This is a genomic window from Butyrivibrio sp. AE3003 (assembly GCF_000686065.1).
Taxonomy (GTDB): domain Bacteria; phylum Bacillota; class Clostridia; order Lachnospirales; family Lachnospiraceae; genus Butyrivibrio; species Butyrivibrio hungatei_A.
Genome location: NZ_JMLX01000001.1, coordinates 295,726 through 321,103, shown reverse-complemented (window position 1 = coordinate 321,103; position 25,378 = coordinate 295,726). Strand labels below are relative to the sequence as shown.

The window sequence follows — 25,378 nt, the reverse complement described above, 5'->3', positions numbered from 1 at the left end:
ACCACTTTTTAACACTTTTTACCACCTGAAGTCATTATAAAACAAAATTAATCATTAAACAACCTTAAAAACATAAAATTTTAGTAAAGTAATTAGCTTAGATATTGTCGTAATTAGCACATTTTTAGCATAAAAAAGGAGCCTCTTTCGAGACTCCTCTTAATCGATTTTAAGCTAAAGTAATTTCTGCTATTGTGTTTCCGTTATCTTTTTATTCTTTATTTTCTGATTCAATTTCGTTATTCATTTCTTTCTGAGCTTTTTCACCCTCAATTGCTTCGGATTCAGGCTCAGATTCTTTATCCGCTTCTTTTTCCTGCTCTACCACGGCTTCTGTGCCACCAACTGCAACCTTTGAAAGTCTTACTCTCGTGACTACCTCAGCAACAGCCGCAAATACAAAGCAGCACAATCCTATCATCATGGAAATCGGTATCTTGGTATTGGCAAAAAAGAGCCTATCCGTTCTCACATGCTCTATCCATGCTCTTCCGATTCCGTATCCGCCAAGATACATGAGTGTGATCTCACCATCGAACTTCTTGTGCTTTGTATAAAGAAGAACTATTATAAGAAGTCCGAGATTCCATAAGCTTTCATAAAGAAATGTCGGAGAAACCTGAATGTAGTTTGCTCCGTTCATGTGCTCTATCATGAGATCCGAAACATCGCTGCTTCTGACCATTTCAATAGGAAGTCTCATGGCAAGAAGTCCGTCCGTATACTCACCGAAAACTTCTCTGTTGGTAAAATTCCCCCATCTTCCCATTACCTGCCCGAGAAGAAGTCCCGGCATAACGGTATCGGTAAGCTTTAAGAACTTGCATTTTTTCACTCTTGAAAAAATGTATATCGTCGCAAATCCCGCAATAACACCGCCATATATCGCAAGTCCGCCGTTTCTTATCGCAAGGATTCCAAGAAGATCATCCTTGTAACTGTCCCACGAAAAGATGACGTAATACAATCTCGCTCCTATTATGGAAAAGATAATTACATATACCGCAAGGTCCCAGTAAATATCGGGGTCTTGGTCTGTCTTTTTCGCAACATTCGCTATAAGAAAAAGAGCAAACAAAAAGCCGAATCCGATTATCACTCCGTAAAGTGCAATGGTAAATCCGAACACTTCAAAGCTTTTAGGGACATTGTGCAGATATATGTGCAGATTAGGAAAATCTATGTCCATTCTCCCCATATCACCGGCTGTCATAGTATTCCTCCCGTATTAAACATTGAATCTGAACAGAATAACATCTCCGTCCTGAACCACGTACTCTTTTCCTTCCATACGTACGAGTCCCTTCTCTTTTGCTGCCGCAATAGAGCCTTCGCGAAGAAGATCCTGATAATTGATAACTTCCGCCTTGATAAAGCCTCTCTCAAAGTCAGTGTGAATCTTACCTGCTGCCTGAGGTGCCTTTGTTCCGATCTTGATAGTCCAGGCTCTTGTCTCATCTTCTCCCGATGTAAGGAAGCTCATAAGTCCGAGAGTCTTGTAACTTGCGGCAATGAGCTTATCAAGTCCCGACTCTGTAAGACCAAGGCTTTCAAGGAACTCAGCCTTCTCGTCTTCATCAAGTTCTGAGATCTCAGCCTCAATCTGCGCACTGATAACGAATACTTCGCTTCCTGTCTTGGATGCAAGTTCTTTAACGGCAGCAACATATTTGTTTGATGCACCGTCATCCGCAAGATCTTCGTCCTTAACATTAGCCGCATAAATTACGGGTTTCCATGTAAGAAGATCAAGACTGTTTACAAATGCCTTCTCCTCCGGATCTTCAAACTCAAGTTCTCTTGCCATCTTATCAGCTTCAAGAACTTCTTTTATCCTATTTAATATATCAAGCTCTTTTGCTGCAGTCTTATCCATTCTTGCAGTCTTGGCAGTCTTGGCGATTCGGCGCTCAAGAACTTCAAGATCGGCAAATACAAGCTCAAGGTTGATTGTCTCTATATCACGCACGGGATCAACACTTCCGTCAACGTGAATAACGTTTGTGTCATCAAAGCATCTAACCACATGCACGATTGCATCAGTCTCACGAATATTTGCAAGAAACTGGTTTCCAAGTCCCTCACCCTTAGATGCTCCCTTAACAAGTCCCGCGATATCGACAAACTCTATAGTAGCAGGTGTCACCTTCTTGGAATGATAAAGGTCCCCAAGCTGCTTAAGTCTGTTATCCGGAACAGCAACAACGCCCACGTTAGGGTCAATCGTAGCAAACGGATAGTTCGCAGCAAGCGCTCCTGCATTTGTAAGTGAATTAAAAAGAGTTGATTTGCCAACGTTGGGTAAACCTACGATTCCTAGTTTCATTTTTATTCCTCCATGCCCGTAAATACGGGTTTTTTTGTTTCACCATGTCTGATTTTCGCAATTTTTACGCCAGAAATGATAAGTTTTTATTATTTTTTTACTCCCCAAAATTTTGGTGTAAAAAAACAAGGCAACTGAAACTGCATCATCGCAACCTGTAATGAATCGTCTGTAACATGTACATAAGTATCCATTGTGGTTGACAACTGTGCATGTCCTAAAATCTTCTGTAAAGACTTAGGATTAACTCCTCTTTCGACGCATCTGGTTGCGAAAGTATGTCTCAACGCATGCATGCTGAATGGCTTAATATCAGCCTTTCTGCAAAGCTTCTCCAGATTGGTATCATACGTTGAATTCTTGGTTGGCTCGCCGGTACGGCAGTTGATAAAAATCAAATCCTGCATGCACACTTCGCGTACCAAACCGGTTCTGGGATCTCTGAATGTAAGTACCTGAGACAGTACCGGCGATTCCTTTCTGGTCTCCCTTTTAATATATAACTCGAAAAGAATATCATACGCTTCATTGGTAAGAGGAATGGTTCTAAATGCTGACATCGTCTTAGGCGGGCCGACTCTCCAGGCTCCGCTCTCATAACGATATTCCATCGTCTTATCAACTGTAAGCGTTCTCTTTACTCTGTCAAAGTTATCCCAGGTAAGACCTACCAGTTCACCCGTTCTTAATCCCGTTTGCAATACTAAGCGAAAAGCCTTGGCATTGCTGTTCTTGTCGGCATACGCAAGGAAAATGTTCTGTTCCTCTAAATCCAAGAATCGAATCGGCTTCTTCATCTTGTTACATTTGAAATCAACACCATCCAGCGGATGCCTCGTAATCAAGTCGTTCTTCAATGCTGATTTAAACATAGAGCCTATACAGATGTATGTCTGATAGATGGTGGATTTCGCGTAATATGGTTCCATATTATTTAAAATCTGCTGGCAATGCATTGCCTTCACATCTACTAAGAGCATATCACCGATCGCATTCTTTACATCGCTGTAATAACGATCTGTATAGTTACGAATGGTATTGGGTGACAGGTTGCTCTTGAAAGTCTTCAACCAGTAATGAAACCATTGGTCTACCGTCATGGTATACTCTATGGATTCTTCACCTTCCTGCTCATCCTGAAGCTTGTTTCTCATATACCACTTTCTTGCATCAGCAACAGTATCGAAACACTTCTCTACTCTACGTCCTCTTCTGCTTGTAAATCGTGCCGAGTAGCGACCATCTTTGCGTTGCATGATGCCTTCGCCCATCTCCCGGCCTCTTAAATCTTTTCCCATAAAACGCTCCTTTTCATATTAAAAAGAGCATCCTCATGCGTATAACAAAATAACACAGAAACGCGATATTTTCAAGCATAGCACAACTACATCAAGCTGATGCCACGCAAATACTCATCGAATGCTTCTCTCTTGATCAAAACCTTTTTTCCCACCTTAAACGAAAACTTTGTCATGGGATCTTTGCACAATTCCCTGATGCGATTGACACCTATATTGGAATATTCTGCAGCTTCCTCAACGGTTAGGGAAACCTTGTACCATATCGGTACGCCAATTCCGCTACTTTTTTCACTCCCCAAGCCGAAAGAATCCAGTATTTCTGCGGCTTTGCCCCTGGCGTAATTTACGCCACTTGCTGGCGTAAAAAGCCCCAATTGTATCTGCAATGTCTTATCTATATGGGAAATCATGAATTTATCAGTTAAATGTCCTATATACCGTGCCAACTTGCTGCGGCTAATTGTAGTTATCTGTTCAGCCATGGATGCCGATTCCTCATCTAATCCTCCCATATGATCCAGGATGGCATGCGTCGGGAATCCTTTGCTCCTATGAATTTTGGTTGTAATTGGTATCACGGTGATTGTTGGTGAATATCTGTTACCTTTATTATTCTGAACGACGATTACAGGCCGTTCTCCTCGCTGTACAGACCCTATATTATCTCCCAAGTCTGCCAAATATATATCACCACGTTTTATCTCTTTCATATGTGTATTCTCTCCTATAATTATGAAGTAAAAAGAAGGCACCCACTGCCAGTACACAGCGGAATACCTTCTTAAAATCAAACAGTTATATGTTCCCCTATTTGCCCACGGCGCCCCAGAGAACGGGAAATCACTAAGCGGCTGCAGCACAGCTCCATAGGCTCAACCCTTCCTGCGGTTCTCGCAAGACCGCTCCCATTACGATGAGTTGTGGCTGAGCGGAAGTATCATTATACCCGCAGCTGTCATCGCCAGTGCCGGTGCTACCTACATTCCAGTGAGGCTATATCGCGCAAGGCGTACCTTTGGGGCTACATACTACAGGAACGTACTTAGTGAATGTATATTCTCTTGTCAAAGTACAGACAAGGGAAAATCCCTTCACTAATAACTACAGAAATAAGGGGAATAATAAGTCTATTAAAAAAAATAAAAACAGCTTTCACCTATACTATAAGTGAAAGCCGCAAAAACTTAATCATCAAAAATCATTTTAAACACCGCTAATTCAGCTGTGTCATATATTATTCTTCAGAATAGATATTATATTTTTCCATAAGAGCTTCAATGACATCGTCTTCAGCAGTCAGGGCAAGCGTAAAATCATCAGACTCTTTTGGAATAGCCCTAAGAAGTAGCTGATATTCTTTTCGTCCTTCTTTTTTCTTTTCATTATCTCTCATCAGAAGTGTCATGTACTCCACCTCCCATTTCTCATTGCGTTTAACAACATTAACTTCGTTTTGTAGATTATCTGTAAATTCATCCATCGGCTCACCGGTACGAACAAACCTCAGGAAATTTCCAAGCTCTGTGTCATGGAGTTCAGTACAAGCTGCGTTAAGAATAACCTTGTATGAATCATCTCCAAACGGAAGCTCATACTCTCTGCAGTAATTCTCAAATCTGTAAACCGGTTTATCTAATTCGTAAATATCCTCAGTACAGATAAAAATGACGTAACTCTTTGCCAGTTTATGATAATCTTCGCCTTTTTCTATCAAATTAAGATCTATCATCCCCTGGTAATAACGCGCACGCCTCGGAATATTACCCGGATTTGTTGTCTGCATCTCAATGTTATAAACTGTGCCTTTTTCATCATCCACATACACATCAAGCCTTACACTCTTGCTATCATATGAAGGATTGATAGTTTTTTGTTCTTCCGGATAGCTTAATTTCTTGATTTTCACCTCAAGAATAATCTCAAGCAGCTGCTTGCACAACTTTTCATTAAGCATTACTTTTGCAAACATAAAATCATCCGCAAAAGTTAGGTCTTTAAATTCTTTATGTCTCATGAATTAGCTCCCTTTCATCATGTACTCTTTGTTATGCAGAACAGAAGATAACCCATTCATAAAACAAATTATACTCACTTACATTATAGCAAATCCGCTAAAGTACGCAACTTTCTAAAGAAAAAATGAAATTTATAACCCGATTCCTCAAAACAGAAAAACCGAAACAGCGGACATAGAGGGATTTGAACCCACAGCCCTCCGGTTAACAGCCGGATGCTCTGCCGATTGAGCTATATGTCCGAAACTACGGTAACAGGAATCGAACCTGTAACATCTTGAATCAGAATCAAGCGCTCTACCATTTGAGCTATACCGCATCAATGCTGCTGGTGGGTGTCGAACCCACGACCTTCAGATTAAGAGTCTGCTGCTCTTCCAACTGAGCTACAACAGCTTAATGCCGCCTATGGGGCTTGAACCCATGACCTACGGTTTAAAAGACCGTTGCTCTTCCAACTGAGCTAAGACAGCTAAATACTCCCCATGGGGGCGCAGGCATCCGGGGAATGCCAAGCTTGCGACTCCGAGTTCCGCGAGGGAACCCGCATCTCTCGGCTTAAAAGGCCGGTGCATATCCGCTCTGCCAAGGAAGCGTAATGGATTCGGGCGGTATCGAACCGCCTACGCGGAGATCTTCAATCTCCCGCTCTACCATTTGAGCTACGAATCCATATAGAGGCATAGGTGAGATTCGAACTCACGATCCCGGAGTTGCAATCCGGAGCCTTTCCATCTTGGCTACTACGCCTAAACTACGGTACTTGGAATCGAACCAAGATTACCGGAACCAAAATCCTGTGGGCTACCATTACCCCATACCGCATAGTGCAGCCTCACTCGACTGCTATTATTCTTTCTATAGGGACTTCAAGATACACAGAAAGAGCCACAATCCTGTCAATGCTTGGAAGAACCTCTCCTCTTAAGTATCTGTATACAAGAGAAGTACTTGTCCCAAGGTATTCAGAAACTTCTGTAACTGTATAACCGCTTTCCCTTATCAAATCTCTTATATGTATTCCTGTTCCTTCAATATCTATTATTGGATAATCCATTTTGGGTATTCAAAGTTTTTGAGGGTCTAGTTTGAGGGTCTATCGTGAGGGGCTACTTTGAGGGTTTGGTTTGAGGGTCTACAGTAATAATAAATAGAACCGGGATTAATCAGTTATTGAAACTGACTAATCCCGGTTTTTTTATGCAAGAATCATTTCCTGCACTTCCTCCGTCTCTTATGATGTTTCTTGGACTAAATATCAAAGGAGGAGGATACATGAATAGTATCACAGATTTACTGGACCTTGAAGATAACGATGTAATCACCAAAAGCATTGATATCCAAGGTCAGACAAAAGTTCTTACTCTCGAAACACACCCCACTGCCCATTTCTGTCCTATCTGCGGATTTAGGATGTATTCACGAGGCATCAAGAAAAGAACCATCAATCATCCGATCTTACAAGATAATTACTCTCTTGTTCTTATCCTTAAGCAGCGAAGATGGCGCTGCATCAACCCTGACTGCCACTACAGCACTAACGAATCATTTAAATTCGTTAACAAGAGCCGCAGGATGTCTAACGCTACTGAAATGCTTATAGTTAGCTCCTCGTATTAAATAAAAAAAGACTGTGCCCTCTTTTTTAGAAGGCACAGTCTTCAGACTGTAATCGAGTAGGAGGGAGTGATTGGCTCCCGTCCTCTCACAGCACCGTACGTACCGTTCGGTATACGGCGCTTTCAATAGTTGACGTGCACAGACTGATAGGCTGTGGCTAAATCATAAAAGCCACTGTTTATCAGTCTTTCTTTTGATAAGGCACGGTTAACCGCACCCATACCAGACACAAACCAATAGCCTCTACGGCTGTTGGCTGTGATATGTGCATAGTATTCGGGTATCCCCAGTTTAATAAGATTCCTCTTCTTTGTCTTGGGAAGTTTCCACTGTTTCCATATGCACATGCGTATTCTGTGATAGAGCCACTTATTAATGTCATCTATGTTGTTCTTCATGCTGGCTATTCCATAGTAGTTAAGCCATCCTCTAGCATACACCTTGATTTTCTCTAGGCTTGGCTTGATGGACTGTACAGACTTACGGGAAGATATGTCTTTCAGCTTGGACTTAAACTTCTTCCATGACTTTGGATGGACTCTGACATAAATGCCACTTCCGTTCCTTCCCAATGCAAAGCCAAGGAATTTAAAATTTCGGATTGCAAACACACTTACAGTACGGCTTTTCTCTCTGTTTACTGTTAACTTCAGTTTCTCTTCGAGGTATTTTGTACTGCTTTCCAATAGCCTCTCTGATGCCCTTTTGCTTCTTGCAAGAAGAACTATGTCATCTGCGTATCTTATGCAAGGTACGCCCCTTTTCAGAAACTCTTGGTCAAACTCATTGAGGTAGATATTCGCAAGAAGCGGAGATAGATTTCCACCTTGCGGTGAACCTTCCTCTGTATCAATGACCACTCCGTTTTCCATTACCCCACTTTTCAGATAACGCTTTATTAGTTGAACTACACGTTCATCCTTCACATTCTTTCTGAGGAGAGTGATGAGGATTTCATGATTCAAGGTGTCGAAATACTTTGATAAGTCCAAGACTACTGCAAAAGTGTACCCTTGTTCTGCGTATTCCTTTACCTTCTGTATAGCATCCTTTGCGCTTCTGTTTGGACGATAGCCGTAGCTTCCATCCGCGAACAATGGTTCATAGATTGGCACTAACTGTTGGGTTATTGCCTGTTGGAGTGTTCGGTCTATTACGGTGGGTATGCCAAGCTTGCGCACACCACCATCTGGTTTTGGAATCTCAACTCGCCTGACAGGCGATGGGGTATACTTGCCGCGGTATATGCGGTCAGTTAACTCCTGTTGATGTTCCTTAAGGTACGGAAGTGCCTCTTCGATAGTCATTCCGTCAATACCTGGCGCTCCCTTGTTTGCCTTAACTCTTTTATACGCTCTGTTAAAGTTATCCTTATACAGTATTGCTTCCAAGAGCTTCGGCTGTGCACTGTCTCTTTCTTTCCATATCCGATTGAATGACCTAAGCGCTTTCGCATACCCTTTGTGTTCCGCACTATCTCTTTGCGAACAGCCATTATTATCTATGTTTTCTGCCATTAACGGTCATTCCTCCTTTCTCGGTCATACTTAAGACTCCTACTGATTCGGTCCTTCGGTTAGCATGTCCATGTTTCCATGTCCATATCCCTACTATGACCTCTGCTGACTTCTGCATGTTCAGCACCGCCTCGTTTCCTTGTACGGTGGTTACTCCTTTCAGAGCATTTCACGCAGACCTCCCTAGGTACCACACGTTTCTTCCTCTCCATCCATCTGTCTCATTTATTACACATGATTCCGTGTAGTTATCGGGCTTCAACTTGTGTCGCAGTCTTACCCTCATGCGTAACCTCATATGAGATTTCTGTTCGTCAGACCAGAGATTTGCCCGTGGGTTAGTATGTTCCCCACATCCAGCTTCCTTTAGATTCCGCCTCGCGACGGACACCCTTGCTTTCGGCTATATCCTTCCCACTACCGGGCGGATTCGGGACTTTAACCCGTTAGAAACGTGCGCCGCTAGACGCACGACAAAGTGGTCTTGAGAGCATAGCTCTCAAGGCCATTTTGTCTTCCTAAGCCGGATTTTCATAATAAAAATGGTCAGAAACAGCCCTTATCAGGCCATTTCTAACCGCCATTCATTCTTGATTCTTGCAAGCTTTTTTTAGATTCATACACGCAAAGGTAAGCGCGACCTTCATTTCCATCCGCGCCTTTCCATACATCTGTGTATATCTAAATCCATGATTCTCTTTGGCTGTCCCAAAGATTCTCTCTATTGTCTCCTTCCTGTGAGAATAGAGATCTTTCATCCCCTCGGTGTATCTTATGTCATCACATTCATCCATGTAATCTTCCCAGATATGACGGGTTACCAGTTTTACATGATTCTTGCTAAGTGTACATTGTTCAAGGTAAGGACAGTTTTCGCAGACCTTTCCGCAACTCTTGTATTCTCTGTATCCATCGCGATTTGTGGTCGAATACTCCAGCACCTGATCGTTTGGACATATATAGCAGTCATTGTATTCATCATAAGCAAACTCAGATTTTCTGAAGAATCCTTTCTTCGTCATTGGCCTCTTGTAGGGAAGAAGAGGTTTGATGCCATCATCTATGAGTAGTTTTTGCTATAGCTGGAGTTTTGTATCCTGCATCTGCAACGATTGTTTCCACGCCGATATCCCTGATCTTATCGTAAAGTCCTTTGAATGTACGGCTGTCATGCTCATTGCCTGGGTTGACAGTGAAATCTAAAATCCATCCGTTCTTGTCACAGGCTGTTTCAATTCCATACGCGAATACATTCTTATGTTCACCTTTCCTGAACCATCCACTTTCAGGATCGGTAGTGCTGCACCTTACTTTCTTGGTATCTTTAGGAACGTCGTCTGTGAAATCACTGAAATCATCATGTCCACCAGCACCTTTATCGTCATCATCATCCTTATCTTTAAGTGGCTTTTTGCCATGCTCAGCTCGGTCTTCGTTTATTTCCTTTTTGAACATTTCTTCGTAGAACAATGCTTCCTGCTTTGCAAGTTTATGCTGCATCTTTCTGTTGTTTGCTCTCGCCTTTACATGAGTAGCATCTACAAATACAGCAGTAGGGTCTACCAGCTTGAAGCGATAGCAGTCTTCAAGAATGCGCTGGAATATCTGCTCAAAAAGGTCTGTATCCTTAAAGCGTCTTGTATAGTTCTTTCCAAAAGTTGAAAAGTGTGGGACAGGCTCGTTAAGCTCTAAGCCCAGGAACCATCTGTATGCAACGTTGACTTCTATTTCCTTGATAGTTTGTCGCATGCTGCGAATTCCGTATAGATACTGAATGAAAGGGATTTTAATGAGTGTGACAGGATCCATGCTGGGCCTGCCCATATCTGATGAATACTTATCTTCAACAAGGTCATATATGAATGACCAGTCAATTGCTTTATCAATAAGCCTGAGCATGTGATCCTGAGGTACCAGATCATCCATGCTCACAAACTGCATTTGTTCACGCTTTCTTTCGGTATTAGAAGTCATCATAAAGGCAATCCTCATCCCCAACTTTGATACTTCTATTATACCAGAAAAAGTACCTCAAGCCCAGATAAATACTGGGCTCGAGGCACTTTTATAAAGAAAAATCCACGGCAGATGCCGTGGACTTTGTCTACAGTCTGAAGACTGTGCCCTCTTTTTTAGAAGGCACAGTCTTTTGACACTCACATCTTTTTAATTATTTAGAAGACGATTAATCTCATCAACCATGTCATTGATTGCACTAGCCTGCTGTGCAACATGCTCAGTATTTGTAGCATTATTTCCAGCCATGGTACTGATAGCCACAAACTGCTCGTTCTCACTTCTGATACTCTCTGCGATATTCTGGTTAATCTCAACCTGTCCTGTAATCTCTTCTACGTTCTTCTGAACTCTTTCAATTATTGCACCAACGTCCTTAAGTGAGCTCTGCGTGTTTTCTGCAAGCTTACCAACTTCAGTTGCTACAACAGCAAATCCCTTTCCATCATCACCCGCTCTTGTGCTATTGCTCCTACCTTCGCTATCAGAACCACCTTCTCCAGAATTTTCTGACGTTCCATCATCTTCACCAGGATTCTCAGCATTGCCACCTTCTCCGGGTTCGGGCTTATCTCCATTTTCCTCATCATCTGAGTTCTTGTCAGCATCTTTGATAACTACAGAAAGTCTTCCGCCATCGTAGCTGTCGTTTCCGTCAGGATCCACAGCAAACATTACGATGTCACCTTCGTGAACAATATACTCTTCATCGAATGTTATCTCTTTTTCAGAATCAAAGTTGCCCTGGGTAATTCCACCAAACCACTTCTTTTCTTCGCCGTTTACGAAAATTCTCATGCAAATGCCGTTGGCATCAGGGTCTTCATTATTGGCAAACTTGGTGTAGCTTCCGCAAACCTTTATTTTTCCTGTATTAACTGCTTCCCATCTGTATGCAGCGTTTCTGCCATTTCCGGGCTCTACAAAATCCCTTTTCAGCTCAGGTTTTCCGTTATTATAGTATCTTTCATTATCAGGATCATAGGAAAGCTCTTCAAAGTTCTTTCCATCCCAGTCGCACATTCCATAGGTCCAGCCATCTGTGCCCTGCTCACCAAATGATTCAAAGAGATTAGTGTTGTTAGTCCGCAGTTCCTCACCTTCAGCCTTCTCTTTTGCCGCATAAACCCTCGCAGACAATCTACCTGCGTCATAGGCTATATTATTCTTTCCGTCAATAACAAATGAAAGCTTATCACCTCTCCTGACGTCAAGCTGAGTAAACATGAAGTCTGCCTTGTTATCATTGCCATCTCCCTGCAAAACCGCTATATCTTTTTCCTCAAGAAGCTCTTCATTTAAGAACACCTTAAGTCCCACACCATCCGGATAATCAGGATTTGCGTCAGTCTGCCCGAATTTGGTATAGTCGCCAAGCACATCGATTTTTTCCATCTTCGTACACTACCCATTGATATATTGCTGCCTTCTTCTCTCCGGGATGAACAAAGTCTTTCTTCATTTCGAGATTCTTATTGGAAGGAGAAATAAAAGCAGTCTTATCCTCATTAGCATATACAAGGACTTTTGCACTGTTTAAGTCTTTTCCTTCAAGGAACCACCATCCGTCCTTACCCTGCTCGAATGATTCAAGATTACCGAGTACAGTGTTGTTGGTCCTGACTTCATCGCCTACTGAAACCTTGATTCCTTCAGAATCAGCAATATCAATTTCAAGTCTTCCTCCGTCCCAGGCATTATTCCTGTTGCAGCCTATGTCAAAAGTAAGGATGTCTCCCTTCTTAACCTGCAGTTTCTCGATGTTTACAGCTCTTGCATTATCGTTTCCTTCACCTTTCGAGCAGTTGCAAACAGTGTTATACAGTCTGGAGTTATTCTTGAAGATCTCGATAGTTACGCCGTCAGGCCAGTCTGCATTTGGATCTTCATGGCCAAACTTCACATACTGACCGGTTATATCTATTTCTCCGTCAACTGCCACAACCCATTTGTACATTGCATCGGCATTGAGCCTTGGCTGCACAAAGTCCTTCTTCACTTCGAGGCCGCTAAATTTTCTTGAAATAAACCCTGTTCCATCAGCAGTCTTCTTTGACAAGACCTCTGCTTTGTCTATTCTTCTGCCTTCAAGATAGTACCAACCGTTACTGCCCTGCTCCCCAAAATCATAAGAAAGATTTGCATAATTCTTCCCGCTGTTATTGACCATCTTCATGGTCCTAAGCTCTGCATCTTCGATCACAAAAGTGAAGTTTCCGCCGTCATAAGCGGTATTTGCCTTTCCATCTACCAAAAGAGTAATGCAATCTCCGGCACGTACCTCAACATCCTCTACTGACAGATCCTTCGTGATCTTCTCATCGGTAAGTGGCGCGAAATCCTCTTTTTTCAAGACTTCTCTGTTCTTGAAAAGATACACTGTCACGCCGTCCGGCCAATCCGGATTTTTATCTTCATTAAGAAGTTTTGTATAGGATGCCATTATGTCGATCTTGCCGTTTTCAGCTGCGACCCACTTCACATTTGCAGATCTTCCCTTGTTAGCAGGCATGATGAAATCACGTTTTATCTCTATTCCGTCAAGAGTCGTGTATTTCTCGCCATTTTCTTCAAGTCGCTCAACGTTCACAGCAAAGTATGGATCCTGATAGTATCCTGACTGGAAGCACCAGCCGTTTTCTCCATGCTTTCCGAAATCATCCTGGAGTGATGCGTTGTTTGAACGGCCTTTATCCCAATTTATAACGTCTCTCTCTGTCTGTCCCGTAAGCGCAGACAATCCCTTTATGGAAAACTCATAAAGACCTGCATCATAGGCATTGTTTTCCTTACAATTGATGACCATTGATATATAGTCATCCTTGGCAACATCAAGTCCTGCAACATCAAGTCTTTTGGTAACTTCATTGAGTTCAGCATCAAAATCCTGCTGAACTAAAACTGTGCCATTATGATACAGTGTCACCCTTGTTCCATCCGGCCAATCCGGATTTTTATCCTCGTTCTTAAGCTTTGTATATGAAGCATCAATCCTGATCGTTCCGTTCTGGGCTACTTTCCACTTGATAACTGCGGACTTGCCCTTTCCGGGATTCACAAAATCTCTCTTTATCTCCAGATCGCGTGAATCAATGTATCGCTCTTCTTCAGGACTGTATTTTCGCATATTGTAGGCGACGAACGGAGCATCTCCTATGCTTTCCTGGTAGAACCAGCCATTTTTTCCCTGCTCACCAAAATCATATTTAACATCAGCAAAGTTCTGCCTTGTCTCGCATTCGTTGATCGATATATCATTTTCTGTGGTAACATCGGTGAGGTCAAAAACGGAAAACTCGTATTTTCCCGCGTCATAGGCGTTGTTTTCCTTACAATTGATGACCATGGAAATATAGTCGTCCTTATTTACTTTTAAGGACTCAACATCCATGCGCTTAGATATTTCCTGCTTGGTGTCTGGCGCAAATTCCTCCTGTGTAAGAACCGTATTATTATGATAAAGAGTAACCCTGGTTCCGTCGGGCCAGCTTGGATTCTTATCCTCATTCTTAAACTTGGTATAGGAAGTATTAAGCCTGATTGTTCCTGTTTTTGCGACCTTCCATTTGATCACAGCAGATTTTCCTTTTCCGGGACTTACAAAATCGCTCTTTATCTCCAGGTAGCTGCTGTCAAAATATCTGTACTCCTTTTCGTCAAAGATGCGCATATTGCATACATCATTTGGGTCATCTCCATAACCTTCCTGATAGAACCAGCCGTTTTCTCCCTGTTTGCCAAAGTCATATTTAACGTCTGCGTAGTTTTCTCTTGTATCATCTCCGGCAATAACAACGTCTTTTTCGGTTGTGGCGCCGGTCCTGTCAAGGATTGCAATATCGAATGCGCCGCCATCGTAAGACGCATTTCCTCCTGCATCAACCACAAAGTATAATCTGTCTGACGTGCTTACGCTTACATTCTTTTCCCTGAAAGAAATCTCATTCTTGCCCTTCTTTGGTGCTGCAACTTTTTGGGAAAAGAGCTTTTCTCTGTTCCTGTAGACAGACACAGTTACACCATCCGGCCAGTCAGGATTTCCGTCGTTTTGCTCAAACTTGGTGTAAGTTCCTCTTATTTCAACGGCACCATCGACCGCAGGCTGCCAGCACAGCATCGCCTCATCATTTATTGATGGATGAATAAAGAACTGGCTGATTGAAAGATTTGGAGATGTAGAATTCATGTACTCTCCGTCCTTTTCTGTTGATACAAGTTTTGCATCAGCGATGCTTTTTCCGCACATATAAGTCCAGCCATTATTTCCCTGGTGGCCGAAATCATCAATGGAATAAGCATTATTATCAATTCTGTCTGTATCCTTTTTCGCTGTAGGACCGCCGGCATTTACATCGGAAATGGCAACATATAATGAACCACCGTCGTAAGCGTTGTTCATGTTCGGATCCACAACAAAGTACAGGCTTTCCAGCTCATCGACATGTATATCTTTTAAGGACTCTTCTACAACTTCTTCCTTGTCTGTCTTTGCATCGACCTTGTATCTTCCGATAGGTTCATCCCCCTTGTAAACGTACAGTGTTACGCCATCAGGATACATGGGATTTTTATCATTATTTACGTTTTTGACATATGCAAGGTCAATATTTATATCTCCGCCCTTTGCAGCTCGCCACTCCAGTATTGATGCGACTTCCTCCGCGGTATGAATAAAATTGGACTTTATCTCTAATCCCTTTTGTCCGGGCTGAAAGTATCTCTCTCCATCATAAGATTCAAGTCTCTTAGACCTTGCCGGGTCCTGTGATGATCCATATCTGTAAAACCATCCGTTATTTCCCTGCTCTCCAAAATCTGCAACGTTAAAAGCATTATTGGTGCGGTTTTCATCATCAACATATTCCGGTTCGATATAGTCATGCGAAAAAAAAGATGAAGGCCATGAACTCGCAAGCGCAACAATCTCATCCTCGATTGACTGCTGAAGCGCTTCTTTAGTTCCGCATACCGCAATTCCTGTGCAGGTTGCAACGATCGCGAGCATTCCCCCGAGTGCAACTTTATATTTTGATGCAACTGCCACTACTTTTTTTTAAATCTAACCCCATAGCATTCCACCTCTATAAACGATATCTGCTTCCTAAGCCTTCTCCCAAAAGACAACTATCCTATCCTTACTTAAATGCCTTCAAATCTTCAAAACTTGCCTTTGATTCAACACTAAACACCCCAAAATCAGAGCCCTGTGACATGTACATCCTTGTTGTGAAAGCAATCTCATCGTTGACATACATGCACACAACGCCGTCTGCAACAAGCAGTGAAACATTCAGCTCATTCTTATCTGCTAAATTGAAATCAACATATGACTGAGCTGTTCTTTCCATAATATTGCTGCCGTTGTAGAACTCAATCCTGTTGTTGGCGCCGTTAAACACAATGTTCAGGCTTCCGACACTTTCTTCGTTTGTATCAAAGCAGAACCCAAACATACCGTCTTTATCAAAATCCCTGATCGTGGTCTTAATAAGATAACTGCCAAGAAGCTCCTTAAATCCCACCATCTCATATTTTTCACCGGCAAAAGATATAACGCCCTCCGAAAGAGAAGCTGAATCAGTCATCTTGACTGGTGTAAGCGAAAGCTCATTAGATAAAAGCTTTTCAAGCTCAGGGTTTAAAACAGGTGTGAGGCTTCCATCTCCATGCTGCACAAGCTTATGAGTGACCATATTTCCGCCCCAGTCGTAGTCCTCATTGTCTGTATGCTTTTTCTTCGTTCCGTTCCATCCGACAACATATAAGTTCTCTCCGTCTGTCTCCATTCTTCCTGCATAGAAGCCGTTGCAGTCAAAGATGTCCTGTGAAGAGATCTCAAACGGGCCCTCAAAATTGTCTGCTATCCTGTAATGAACAAGCCTGTGAGGCCACTGATCAGAGAATGACAAGTACCACTTTCCTTTATAAGAAAGGAGTGTCGGGCATTCCAGATTTGAATCGGTTCCCATATCATTTTCAAAGAAAACACCGGCATCTTCCCAGCTCTTTAAGTCCTCTGAAGTGTATCTTGCAATGACTCCGATGTTGTTCTGTCTTGTTGCAACAAGCATTGAATAGCACTTTTCTGATTCAACATAGAAAACAAACGGATCCCTGAAGTCGTTCTGTGCATAATTCTCGTTTGCATAAAGTGTATCTTCGGGAATCTTTTCCCAATTTATAAGATCGCTGCTGACAGCATGCATCACTGCTTCTTTTGGCTCAAACATATCGTTATGTCCAGTATAAAAAGCATGGTACTTACCGTCATTTCCCTTTATTACACTTCCGGTTCCAAGAGCTATGTCCTGGTCTTCTACAGCGTCTCCATAATTCAAAACAACTCCCTTGTCATCATATGAGGCAAAGTCTGTAGTCTGGATCAGCCCCCAAGGGTGATATCCCTGCTTACCGTCTCTCTGGTCTGCCAGGTAAAAGACATTGTACTTTCCCTCGTCGTAAAACGGCATTGTATCGCCCACAAGTCCCTCCACTGATGACGGAAAAACGATATGATCTTCAATGTTCTCTCCCAGATACTTTTCATCCGCTGACTGCACGTTTTCCTCTGTTGTTTCATCTAAAGTAGTATCCGGTTCTGCGGCTTTGTATGAGCATCCAACACTGGCGATGGTCATAATGCCAATCAAAAGCAATGTTTTTATTCTATGCATAATTCCTCCCTTGGTGATTTTGCACTATCACTTGACAGAAACAATATAGCATTTTGTGTCATTTGTATCAATCTAAAAGTGCATATGACACAGTTTTTCGTGAAATTCAGTGTTTTTATGGGTTTCTTTTTTGTGAATTATGCACAATTATCATACAGAAATTAGTGCATTTGACACATTACTATTGCAGCGTTATGATATTTACCGAATATAAAAAACTCAGAAAGTATTTAGGGGACATCCATTATGGGAAAAAGAGTAACATTACAGGAAATTGCAGACGCACTTGGAATGTCAAGAAATACTGTTTCCAGAGCACTTAACAACTCAGGAAGCGTATCTTCGGAAACCAGGAGTAAGATCTGTCAGATGGCTACAGCCATGGGCTACAAGCAGTTTAGTTTAGTTGATACCGCTGATACAGCATCAAGTACGCTCTTAGCATTAAAGGACGGCAAGACAGAAATAGCCCTGTTCACTCATTCTTTTCCCGGTGCATCCCATTCAGGAACCAAGCTTCTTGAGGCATTTCAGAACAGAATAGATTCACTGGGCTACAAGCTTTCAATCAACATTATTAAAGATAATGATATTGAATCCTTAAGCCTCCCAACTAATTTTTCCATGGACAATATAGCAGGAATTCTCTGTATAGAGCTCTTTTCCGAAAAATACAGCAAATTCCTCTGCAGCCTGAATATTCCCATTCTCTTTGTAGATACCCCTGTTCTTCAGAAATTCGGATTGGCAGCTGATACTCTCTACATGGAGAATGTTACAAGCGTCTACCGCCTGATCAGTTCATTTATCCAAAGCGGAAAGAGAAACATCTCATTTGTTGGTGACAGATTCCATTGCCAGTCCTTCAATGAGAGGTGGCAGGCCTACGTTTCAGCCATGACAGATAGCGGGATTGGCATCGACACCGGATCCTGTATTCTTGATGACGACACGAGTCCGTACAAAGATACAGATTATCTCGCTGCAAGGATCAGCGAGCTTGGGAAAATGCCTGAAGTTTTCTTTTGTGCCAACGATTACCTTGCAATCTGCACCATAAAGGCCCTTAGGCAGCTTGGTAAAAAAGTTCCGAAGGACGTTGCGGTCTGCGGATTTGATAATGCGCCCGAAGCCACCATCATCGAGCCAAGTCTTACCACGGTGAAGATCCATTCAAGCTCCATGGGCTTTATTGCTGCGGATATTCTGCTTTCCAGGATTGCAAATCCAAATACTCCTTACAAAAAAACATATGTAGAAACAGATATCATAATAAGAGAATCAACCGGAAATACGATTAAATAAACTACACTTTTTAAAATATTGTTCAGCAAAGTGCGAGAAGCCCTTGCCCTGGTATTTGAACGCCATAGAAAAATAAATGAAAAGACCAAGACTTCTATATCCCCAGCAGATGAGGAATTACAAAAAGTCTTGGTCTATATATCAATGATCAATTTCTGAAAATGATCTTACCTGTTGCAGGATCCATTCCATCAACTATTGCAAGCCTTGGTATGCGCCGATTGAATGTTGACAATTACGTTGTTCTATACATTGTAGATGAAACCAATGAGCGCGTTGAAATTGTCCGTAAACCTTATGACGCAATGGATCTTGATAAATTCTTTGAAAAAATGACCTAATATTTCAAAAAGCACAAATAACTATCAAACTTTTGCTCCCTAATCACTGTATTTATCGGTTTAAAAAATTGCACGAAAAAACGTGTAACCATGCAGCTTTATCGGGTTATAGTCGGATAAAAAAGTTTCCCTTGTATCTACCTCATAAGGGCAAAAACAAGGGAAAACCGCAATCCAATCACTATATAAAGGTTCACAATCCTTGTAAATAAGGGAAAGTTACCTTGTTATATCTTTGAGAAAATAGCCGTTTCCTCATCAAGTTCGCCTGCAATACGGCTATTCTCATCCATACGTCTTGAAATATTGTCCATATCGGATACAAGTACCTGAGTGCTTTCAGCTGCTGAAGAAACACCGCGGACGCCGTCTTCTATGGATGTTGTGATATTGTTGATAGACTCTGCTATATCACTGAAAGTTGACTTAAACCCTTCTGTCTTATTGCTGAAGTCGTTCATGACGCTTTCGATGTAATTGGCATTCTCTTTATATTTTTCGCCGTCTTCAACAAACTTTTCAAACTGAGGCAAGATTGAATTCTGCAAATAATCAACAAGTTCATTTGCGCTGCTTGAAAGATTATGAGCCGCCTCAACAACAACAGAGTTGATTTCCTGAATGTTTCCGGCAGTTCTCTTACTGTTTTCGGCAAGAGATCCAATCTCACTCGCAACAACCGCAAAGCCTTTTCCGGCTGCTCCCGCTCTTGCAGCTTCGATAGAAGCGTTAAGAGAAAGAAGGTTTGTCTGTGTCGCAATACTCATGATCTCAGCTGTAAGTGAATTAACCTGATCAACACTCCGGCTGTCTTCAATAGCCTGATTAAGAGATGTAAGAATATCCTCAACCTTAGCATTTGTTTCAGCCATAGTTGTTCTTGCAGACTGTTCCATCGCATCCGCATGCTCTTTCATAATCTTTGAATATTCATTTATCTCGTGACTCTTATCAGCCATCTCATCAACTTCAGCTCTTACAGCTTCCGTATTTTTATTAATAGTACCTGCACTGTCCGCAACCTCCTCCATAGTAGCGGTAAGTTCCTCCGTAAGCGCAGAAAGATCTGCGGCACTGCTGTTTGATGTCTTTACACTTCCCAAAACATCGCTTACAACCTTATCCATTGCAGATGAATTGTTTGTGATGGTCAAAAAGATATTCTGAAGATGTTCAATAAATGAGTTGATACCCTTACCAAGAGCTCCGATCTCATCATTGGATTCAATCGTGATACGCTTTGTAAGATCCCCCTCACGTCTGTTGATACCTTCAATAATTTCATTAAGCTCCGCCTCAGCCTTGATCACAGGGCTTATTACATGTCTAAGTACAATGTAAAGCGCAATTACCACAGCAAGAATACTTATAAAAATCACCGCAAATCCCGAAATTCTTGCAACCATATAGCTGGAGCCGAGATCCTGTCTTGCTGTATCGGAACTATCACGAAATACACCAATAATATCGTTGATGTCTGCATTCAACTGCTTTGAGCTCTCAGCAACAAGGCCATTTGCAGTCGCATATGCATCCTTGGTTTTCTGAGCTGCGCTCTGTGCCAAAAGAACCTTAACCGCATCTCTGAAACCATGATAATCAGCAATCATCTTATCATAGCTTGCCGTGCTATCCTTGGTGACATACTTTTTGTAATCAGCCATTGTCTGATCCATAACTGCCTCTTCCGCTTCAATTTCGGTAATTACATAAGTCATCGTCTCAAAATCTGTGGCTACAATATGTGACAGAGCCAAAGTATGGATGCTTTTGGATGTCTGTCCGATAGTATCAAGTTCATTTATGGCAGACATATAGTCATCCGCAATTGTTGACGCTGTCTTATTTACTTTTCTAAGGTTTGTTAATGACATTACATTTGAAAAAATGGAAACAAATCCCAATAGAAGGACCGGAACCATAATCATTACACGAATACTTGATTTTCTCTTCATCGATCCAACCTCCTATTACTCACTTACCTCAGAACTTGCTTCTGCGCCGGCATCACTATCCGAGCTATCACCCTCTTCCGCAGTTTCTTCCGCAGAATCTTCTGCTGCCTCTTCTGTATCTGTTTCCTCTCCCGAAGTCTCAGCACCTTCCGCATCTCCTGTTGATTCTATACCTGTAATGTCGGTAACCATCTCATTTAAAAGTGTCTGCAAATTTTTGCCCTTAGTATTACCCTCGCTTATAATTGTTCCAAAATTTGTTGCAGGATCCCAGAATGTTCCACCGACTCTCTGAAGACTTGCAAACTCAGCCTGCTTCTGAAGTGCCTGAAGTCCCTTTGACTGAGCAACTTCACCTGAAGATGAAGCTGCTGTATTTGAAGGTCCCTGACCTCTCATCGAGAATCTGAGACTCTGATTCTGTTCATTTGTCATCCAATCGGCAAACTTATTTGCCCAAGCAGTATTTTCAGAATACGAATTGACACCTACAAGCTTATATCCCGCATAGCTTGACATCTGAAGCTGCTGCCCGGCAACAGTATATGTGGGAAGCTTTGTTGCAGCATAATCATTGCCCCATGCTTCCTTAATCTCGTTTTCATCCCATGTTCCGCTAATTCCCGCAATAATAGTTCCATTTGCAGCCCCAACGCCAAAGTCATCATTAACCGCACTCAAAAATCCCGGATTGCGAGCGATATCTAACATAGCCTGTGCAACATCCACACCCTTTATCTTGGTATTTTTTGCATTCCAGTTACAGAAAGTAGATATTCCGTCGTCATCAAGACCGATTTCCATATCTGTATTACCGAAAAATGAATAAATATACCAACCTGAAGTCAGTTCCATGAATAACTTTTTTCCCTCCCGTTCAGCAACAGCAAGGATTCCGTCCATAGTCTGCACATCTTCATCAGTCAAATACTTTTTATCATAAAAAAGAAAATATCCATTATCCGCTGTCAAAGGATAAGCATACAGATTTCCGTTAAAAGAAGCAGCCTCACTTGAAGCCGCAAGATTTCTTCCTGATATTTCCGAAGCATTGGGAACTTCTTTAAGAACACCCGACGCAATCAGCGCAAGCAACTGGTCATCCGCAAAAGTAAAAACATCAGGTGCATTGAGAACATCACCGAGAATATCATCCTTGGCAGAAGACTCGCTATGAGCTTCAAATGTAATATTGAATTTTGCCTGTGAGGAATATTCAGCTTCAAAACTTGATATGATCTGATTAATAAGATCTGTATCTTCTTCAGATCCCCATACTCTGAGATTAATATCTCCTGAAGGAAGCTCATTCTCATTAACAGCTTCTGCCTCAGAAATTCCTTCCTCACCGCCACTTGCACCACAACCTGCAAGTGAGCACAAAGAAATCACTGCAGACAGTAAAATTGTTAACACTTTTTTGAACATATTACGCCTCCTATTTCATTCTGAGGAAATAACCTATCATAATATTTTATACAATTCAATCAGTGCTGTAAATACTTTATAAATTATTTATAATCGCTTTATCGTTTTTTAATATTTTCCCGAAATTTCATTTTAAATTCTTTACAGCCCCCTTCATCAATTCTTGTCCCAATAATCATTAATCATTTTAAGCGCTTCTTTATCGATAAATGCCATCTTTGCAAGCTGCTTTGAAAAAAAACGCACCTATTCCCAAAGTCGCATTTTCACCGATGCTATCAATCATGTAATACTGCTTCTTGTCCGAATGATAGAACTTAAGCTGCTTCGCCATGTCATTTGAACTTTTTTCATCAAAGCACGCTGCAAGTTTTTTTCCCTCGGAAATACTCTTTTTCATTCCTTTAAAGTCTCCCATGCAAACGTAAAGATATGCCTTTATCGCATGGTAAAAAGCCTTATATTTGTAAAAGCATCCGACTTCGTCTTTTGCAAAAAAAATCGATTACTTTGATCATCGTATCCGCGATGCAGACCGCCTCACCGATATTCGTCTTTCCACCTTTTCCGGAAAGAGCCAGAATCATGTATGCCGTAGAACCTATCAGTTCGCCAAGGTGGTTTATTATGCCCGATGTACTATAATTTAGTGCCTGATTTATTTCTCCGTTCTGAAGATACACAAACGCCAGGATTGTGTCGTTTATCCCACCGAAGTTGATTTCCTTAAACATTTCAAGGGCGGCCTTTTCATCTATGATCATGTAATTGTACGCGATCTGCGTTCTTATCACGAAATCATTTATGTCAGGATCTGTGTTTTGCGATATATAATCCATAGATCTTGTCAAAAGCCCCATTGCCTTACGCGCATCTTCCTTATCCATATTCTCAAGCGCCTTCACACAATAAAGTTTGGCAGATGCGTAGATGACAGAAAAATCATGAGGGTACCTTGAAATGGCATCTTTTGAAAGATTTTCCGCTTCATCGAATCTGTGCTCACATACAAGTGAATCTATACTTTCAACCAGTTTCGCGGCTTTCTTAGATGCCATGTCATATCCCAAAAGGACATCGATCGACACATCAAAAAAGCTTGCTATCGTTGCCAGCATCACTATATCCGGTGTATTGTTTCCATTCTCCCACTTAGACACCGCGCCGACAGTTACTCCCAATATCTCTGCAAGTTTTTCCTGCGTCAGATTTCTCTCTCTTCTTAATCTTTTTATATTTTCATGCAACTTAAGTTTCATCCGTTGTTCCTTTCTATAGTAAATAATCGCTTATGGAATAATTCTATTTGACTCTTTGGAAAAAAATAATACATCAAATGCACAAATAAGATAAAATATTTTTTCCAATTTGGAAACTTGCTCTCCAATAAAAAGAAACAGCTATCAACGTGACAGCTGCTCCTTTAATTAATCTTTATTCAATATCAAGTTTCGCGTAAAGCTTATTCTTAGCGTCATCCCCTGAAGCTAACGGTCCGGGGATAATGCCCACACCTCGGTGGTTTCCGAGATAATCCACATCAAAAGTAATCGGGGTTCCGTCGGGATTTTCAAACTTCTGCTGAGGTTCAAAAGCTTCGCCGAGAGTCTCGGTCGAAATCATACCGGCCTTAAAATCGCCAAGCACCTCGTAGATATTGGTATCAAGGAAGTATTCACCATCCTTTTCAACTATATCAACGTGTACCTTTCCCGAATCATCGAAAAATGCATTCTCCTCTTTTTTCCAGGGCAGTGCACCCTCAAAGTATGCATTTCCGTCAATCCATACGGGAAGATGGCTAAAGTGCGCATCTTCATGCTTCCTCATGTTTGGATATTCCGTCTCCATATCGAATTGCGGGATCCACTCATCATAAGTAGGATATTCGTCAAAGCAATATGTTCCGACTTTCCTGTTCTCCGTATACTTCTCATCCGGGTCAGAATCATTTAAAAGCTCAAGATCTTCGGCCGGCCACTTCTGTATGAAGATATTATTGAAGAACCTGTCATCTCCGTGCAGAATCGTCATAAAGCCCATAACCTCGGTTCTGTGCTGCATATGGTACGGCGTATATCTCCAGGTCGTTCCGTCTCCGACGTAGGTAAAAGAGCCCGCGCACAGATTGTGAACCATCGCAACGCCCTGAGTCGCGATCCTGAGCGAAACATCCGACAATAAAATGTTGTTATCGATAAGCGTAGGTCCGTGGCTTACTTCAACAAACAGATCCTGACAAGTCATACCGCCCTGCAACTGCTTTGCAAAAGAAGGCCGCTGATTATCATGCAAAAGATTCTGTGTGATCCTGGTTCCCTGCGCCTCCCAGTCGCACCAGATTCCCATTGTGCAGTGGTGAATATGATTTCGTCTCATTACAACATCGATCGCGGCATGCATCTTTATTCCCGCAATCTCGGCTCCTCCAAGCTCCATCATATTGTTGATGTGATGAATATGATTGTCCTCGATAACGCTGAACACTCCGCCCATGCGGCCTATGATGCCTCCCTGCTCGCAGTGGTGAATATTATTTCTTCGGATTATATGTCCGCCGATCTTTTCTTTTAACCATCCATAATACTGGCCGCGGCACACAGAATCTCTCTCCATCTGAGTAGGACTCTTAACATGCTTTGTCGTATAAAAATTGCTGTTCTCGGGATCGTAATAGCGCCCGACGCAGATGCCCGCGCACTTACTGCCCCAGATCTCGCAATCCTCTATTATCCAGCCTTTACTCCAATGCGGACTTATCATTCCGTCCTGATAAGCAGCGGGAGGCGCCCATGTCGTTGCAGCTTTGTTTATATTAAAGCCACTTACGGTTATATAGCCAACGCCCTCTTTTTCAGGCATGAAGCACTCGCGCCTTAC

The 25,378-nt window shown here is 42.0% G+C and carries 18 protein-coding genes, 7 tRNA genes and 1 pseudogene; 3 read left to right on the top strand and 23 right to left on the bottom strand.

All coding sequences use genetic code 11. From position 1 onward, the window contains the following. Positions 1 to 211: 211 nt before the first annotated feature. The 13 genes from lgt to CD00_RS0101555 form a co-directional block, all read right to left on the bottom strand. Positions 212 to 1,213 (bottom strand): prolipoprotein diacylglyceryl transferase, encoded by a 1,002-nt coding sequence (lgt, locus tag CD00_RS16800; protein ID WP_242827191.1) that lies wholly within the window; start codon positions 1,211 to 1,213, stop codon positions 212 to 214. 15 nt (positions 1,214 to 1,228) lie between these two features. Next, positions 1,229 to 2,326 (bottom strand): redox-regulated ATPase YchF, encoded by a 1,098-nt coding sequence (gene ychF, locus CD00_RS0101610; RefSeq protein WP_026654307.1) that lies wholly within the window; start codon positions 2,324 to 2,326, stop codon positions 1,229 to 1,231. Between the two features lie 89 nt (positions 2,327 to 2,415). Next, positions 2,416 to 3,624, bottom strand: a complete 1,209-nt coding sequence (locus CD00_RS16795; protein ID WP_051594040.1) for a tyrosine-type recombinase/integrase — start codon at positions 3,622 to 3,624, stop codon at positions 2,416 to 2,418. 86 nt (positions 3,625 to 3,710) lie between these two features. Then, complete coding sequence (locus CD00_RS20030) at positions 3,711 to 4,337, bottom strand: excisionase (protein WP_185750370.1); 627 nt, start codon at positions 4,335 to 4,337, stop codon at positions 3,711 to 3,713. A gap of 524 nt (positions 4,338 to 4,861) precedes the next feature. Next, on the bottom strand, positions 4,862 to 5,641 hold the full coding sequence (locus CD00_RS0101595) for an Rpn family recombination-promoting nuclease/putative transposase (RefSeq protein ID WP_026654306.1): 780 nt from the start codon (positions 5,639 to 5,641) through the stop codon (positions 4,862 to 4,864). 170 nt (positions 5,642 to 5,811) lie between these two features. After that, a tRNA-Asn gene (locus CD00_RS0101590) sits at positions 5,812 to 5,884 on the bottom strand. A gap of 4 nt (positions 5,885 to 5,888) precedes the next feature. Beyond that, positions 5,889 to 5,961 (bottom strand) — tRNA-Gln (locus CD00_RS0101585). Between the two features lie 4 nt (positions 5,962 to 5,965). Beyond that, positions 5,966 to 6,038 (bottom strand) — tRNA-Lys (locus tag CD00_RS0101580). A 4-nt stretch (positions 6,039 to 6,042) separates the two neighbouring features. Beyond that, positions 6,043 to 6,115: transfer RNA gene (locus CD00_RS0101575), tRNA-Lys, on the bottom strand. Positions 6,116 to 6,241: 126 nt separating this feature from the next. Next, positions 6,242 to 6,314 (bottom strand) — tRNA-Phe (locus CD00_RS0101570). 6 nt (positions 6,315 to 6,320) lie between these two features. Beyond that, a tRNA-Cys gene (locus CD00_RS0101565) sits at positions 6,321 to 6,392 on the bottom strand. Positions 6,393 to 6,396: 4 nt separating this feature from the next. Next, a tRNA-Gln gene (locus CD00_RS0101560) sits at positions 6,397 to 6,467 on the bottom strand. Between the two features lie 10 nt (positions 6,468 to 6,477). Continuing rightward, complete coding sequence (locus CD00_RS0101555; RefSeq protein WP_026654305.1) at positions 6,478 to 6,699, bottom strand: helix-turn-helix domain-containing protein; 222 nt, start codon at positions 6,697 to 6,699, stop codon at positions 6,478 to 6,480. A gap of 218 nt (positions 6,700 to 6,917) precedes the next feature. On the opposite strand from CD00_RS0101555, the gene CD00_RS0101550 reads away from it, so the two are divergent. Continuing rightward, a complete protein-coding gene (locus CD00_RS0101550) occupies positions 6,918 to 7,262 on the top strand; it encodes a hypothetical protein (RefSeq protein ID WP_026654304.1) in 345 nt (114 codons plus the stop codon). 122 nt (positions 7,263 to 7,384) lie between these two features. On the opposite strand, the gene ltrA is transcribed toward CD00_RS0101550, so the two are convergent. From ltrA to CD00_RS0101520, 5 genes and pseudogenes are all read right to left on the bottom strand, one after another. Next, on the bottom strand, positions 7,385 to 8,779 hold the full coding sequence (ltrA, locus tag CD00_RS0101545) for a group II intron reverse transcriptase/maturase (protein ID WP_026654303.1): 1,395 nt from the start codon (positions 8,777 to 8,779) through the stop codon (positions 7,385 to 7,387). Between the two features lie 584 nt (positions 8,780 to 9,363). Beyond that, positions 9,364 to 10,756 (bottom strand): annotated as a pseudogene (locus tag CD00_RS19695) (IS1182 family transposase). A 189-nt stretch (positions 10,757 to 10,945) separates the two neighbouring features. Further along, entirely contained in the window at positions 10,946 to 12,190 is a 1,245-nt protein-coding gene (locus tag CD00_RS20960) for a methyl-accepting chemotaxis protein (protein ID WP_026654302.1), read from the bottom strand. Beyond that, a complete protein-coding gene (locus CD00_RS0101525) occupies positions 12,141 to 15,839 on the bottom strand; it encodes a hypothetical protein (RefSeq protein ID WP_026654301.1) in 3,699 nt (1,232 codons plus the stop codon). The genes CD00_RS20960 and CD00_RS0101525 overlap by 50 nt, the downstream gene beginning before the upstream one ends. A 91-nt stretch (positions 15,840 to 15,930) precedes the next feature. Beyond that, complete coding sequence (locus tag CD00_RS0101520; RefSeq protein WP_026654300.1) at positions 15,931 to 17,469, bottom strand: glycoside hydrolase family 32 protein; 1,539 nt, start codon at positions 17,467 to 17,469, stop codon at positions 15,931 to 15,933. 246 nt (positions 17,470 to 17,715) lie between these two features. Between CD00_RS0101520 and CD00_RS0101515 the strand changes: the two genes are divergently transcribed. Both CD00_RS0101515 and CD00_RS20325 read left to right on the top strand, forming a co-directional pair. Continuing rightward, on the top strand, positions 17,716 to 18,774 hold the full coding sequence (locus CD00_RS0101515) for a LacI family DNA-binding transcriptional regulator (protein ID WP_026654299.1): 1,059 nt from the start codon (positions 17,716 to 17,718) through the stop codon (positions 18,772 to 18,774). 161 nt (positions 18,775 to 18,935) lie between these two features. Beyond that, positions 18,936 to 19,115 carry a type II toxin-antitoxin system RelE/ParE family toxin gene (locus CD00_RS20325; RefSeq protein WP_207640431.1) on the top strand — a complete coding sequence of 60 codons (180 nt, stop codon included), beginning with the start codon at positions 18,936 to 18,938 and terminating at the stop codon, positions 19,113 to 19,115. A 227-nt stretch (positions 19,116 to 19,342) separates the two neighbouring features. On the opposite strand, the gene CD00_RS0101510 is transcribed toward CD00_RS20325, so the two are convergent. From CD00_RS0101510 to CD00_RS16770, 5 genes are all read right to left on the bottom strand, one after another. Further along, positions 19,343 to 21,070: a methyl-accepting chemotaxis protein gene (locus CD00_RS0101510; protein WP_026654298.1), complete on the bottom strand. Its 1,728-nt coding sequence runs from the start codon at positions 21,068 to 21,070 to the stop codon at positions 19,343 to 19,345. A 15-nt stretch (positions 21,071 to 21,085) separates the two neighbouring features. Further along, a complete protein-coding gene (locus CD00_RS16780) occupies positions 21,086 to 22,498 on the bottom strand; it encodes an extracellular solute-binding protein (protein ID WP_081811807.1) in 1,413 nt (470 codons plus the stop codon). Positions 22,499 to 22,697: 199 nt separating this feature from the next. Beyond that, positions 22,698 to 22,898 carry a hypothetical protein gene (locus CD00_RS0101500; protein ID WP_026654297.1) on the bottom strand — a complete coding sequence of 67 codons (201 nt, stop codon included), beginning with the start codon at positions 22,896 to 22,898 and terminating at the stop codon, positions 22,698 to 22,700. A 58-nt stretch (positions 22,899 to 22,956) separates the two neighbouring features. Further along, positions 22,957 to 23,757: a helix-turn-helix domain-containing protein gene (locus CD00_RS18990; RefSeq protein ID WP_051594039.1), complete on the bottom strand. Its 801-nt coding sequence runs from the start codon at positions 23,755 to 23,757 to the stop codon at positions 22,957 to 22,959. Between the two features lie 175 nt (positions 23,758 to 23,932). Then, on the bottom strand, positions 23,933 to 25,360 hold the full coding sequence (locus CD00_RS16770) for a right-handed parallel beta-helix repeat-containing protein (RefSeq protein ID WP_330370271.1): 1,428 nt from the start codon (positions 25,358 to 25,360) through the stop codon (positions 23,933 to 23,935). Positions 25,361 to 25,378 lie beyond the last annotated feature (18 nt).

Excerpts from the sequence above, each read along its gene's own strand:
- CD00_RS0101550 (WP_026654304.1), top strand. The coding sequence starts at position 6,918 with ATGAATAGTATCACAGATTTACTGGACCTTGAAGATAACGATGTAATC.
- CD00_RS0101515 (WP_026654299.1), top strand. The coding sequence starts at position 17,716 with ATGGGAAAAAGAGTAACATTACAGGAAATTGCAGACGCACTTGGAATG.
- CD00_RS0101595 (WP_026654306.1), bottom strand. The coding sequence starts at position 5,641 with ATGAGACATAAAGAATTTAAAGACCTAACTTTTGCGGATGATTTTATG.
- CD00_RS16770 (WP_330370271.1), bottom strand. The coding sequence starts at position 25,360 with ATGCCTGAAAAAGAGGGCGTTGGCTATATAACCGTAAGTGGCTTTAAT.
- CD00_RS20325 (WP_207640431.1), top strand. The coding sequence starts at position 18,936 with ATGATCTTACCTGTTGCAGGATCCATTCCATCAACTATTGCAAGCCTT.
- CD00_RS18990 (WP_051594039.1), bottom strand. The coding sequence starts at position 23,757 with ATGAAACTTAAGTTGCATGAAAATATAAAAAGATTAAGAAGAGAGAGA.
- ychF (WP_026654307.1), bottom strand. The coding sequence starts at position 2,326 with ATGAAACTAGGAATCGTAGGTTTACCCAACGTTGGCAAATCAACTCTT.
- CD00_RS16795 (WP_051594040.1), bottom strand. The coding sequence starts at position 3,624 with ATGGGAAAAGATTTAAGAGGCCGGGAGATGGGCGAAGGCATCATGCAA.
- CD00_RS0101555 (WP_026654305.1), bottom strand. The coding sequence starts at position 6,699 with ATGGATTATCCAATAATAGATATTGAAGGAACAGGAATACATATAAGA.
- CD00_RS20030 (WP_185750370.1), bottom strand. The coding sequence starts at position 4,337 with ATGAAAGAGATAAAACGTGGTGATATATATTTGGCAGACTTGGGAGAT.
- CD00_RS0101500 (WP_026654297.1), bottom strand. The coding sequence starts at position 22,898 with ATGAAAAAGAGTATTTCCGAGGGAAAAAAACTTGCAGCGTGCTTTGAT.
- ltrA (WP_026654303.1), bottom strand. The coding sequence starts at position 8,779 with ATGGCAGAAAACATAGATAATAATGGCTGTTCGCAAAGAGATAGTGCG.
- CD00_RS20960 (WP_026654302.1), bottom strand. The coding sequence starts at position 12,190 with ATGGAAAAAATCGATGTGCTTGGCGACTATACCAAATTCGGGCAGACT.
- CD00_RS0101520 (WP_026654300.1), bottom strand. The coding sequence starts at position 17,469 with ATGCATAGAATAAAAACATTGCTTTTGATTGGCATTATGACCATCGCC.
- lgt (WP_242827191.1), bottom strand. The coding sequence starts at position 1,213 with ATGACAGCCGGTGATATGGGGAGAATGGACATAGATTTTCCTAATCTG.
- CD00_RS0101510 (WP_026654298.1), bottom strand. The coding sequence starts at position 21,070 with ATGAAGAGAAAATCAAGTATTCGTGTAATGATTATGGTTCCGGTCCTT.
- CD00_RS16780 (WP_081811807.1), bottom strand. The coding sequence starts at position 22,498 with ATGTTCAAAAAAGTGTTAACAATTTTACTGTCTGCAGTGATTTCTTTG.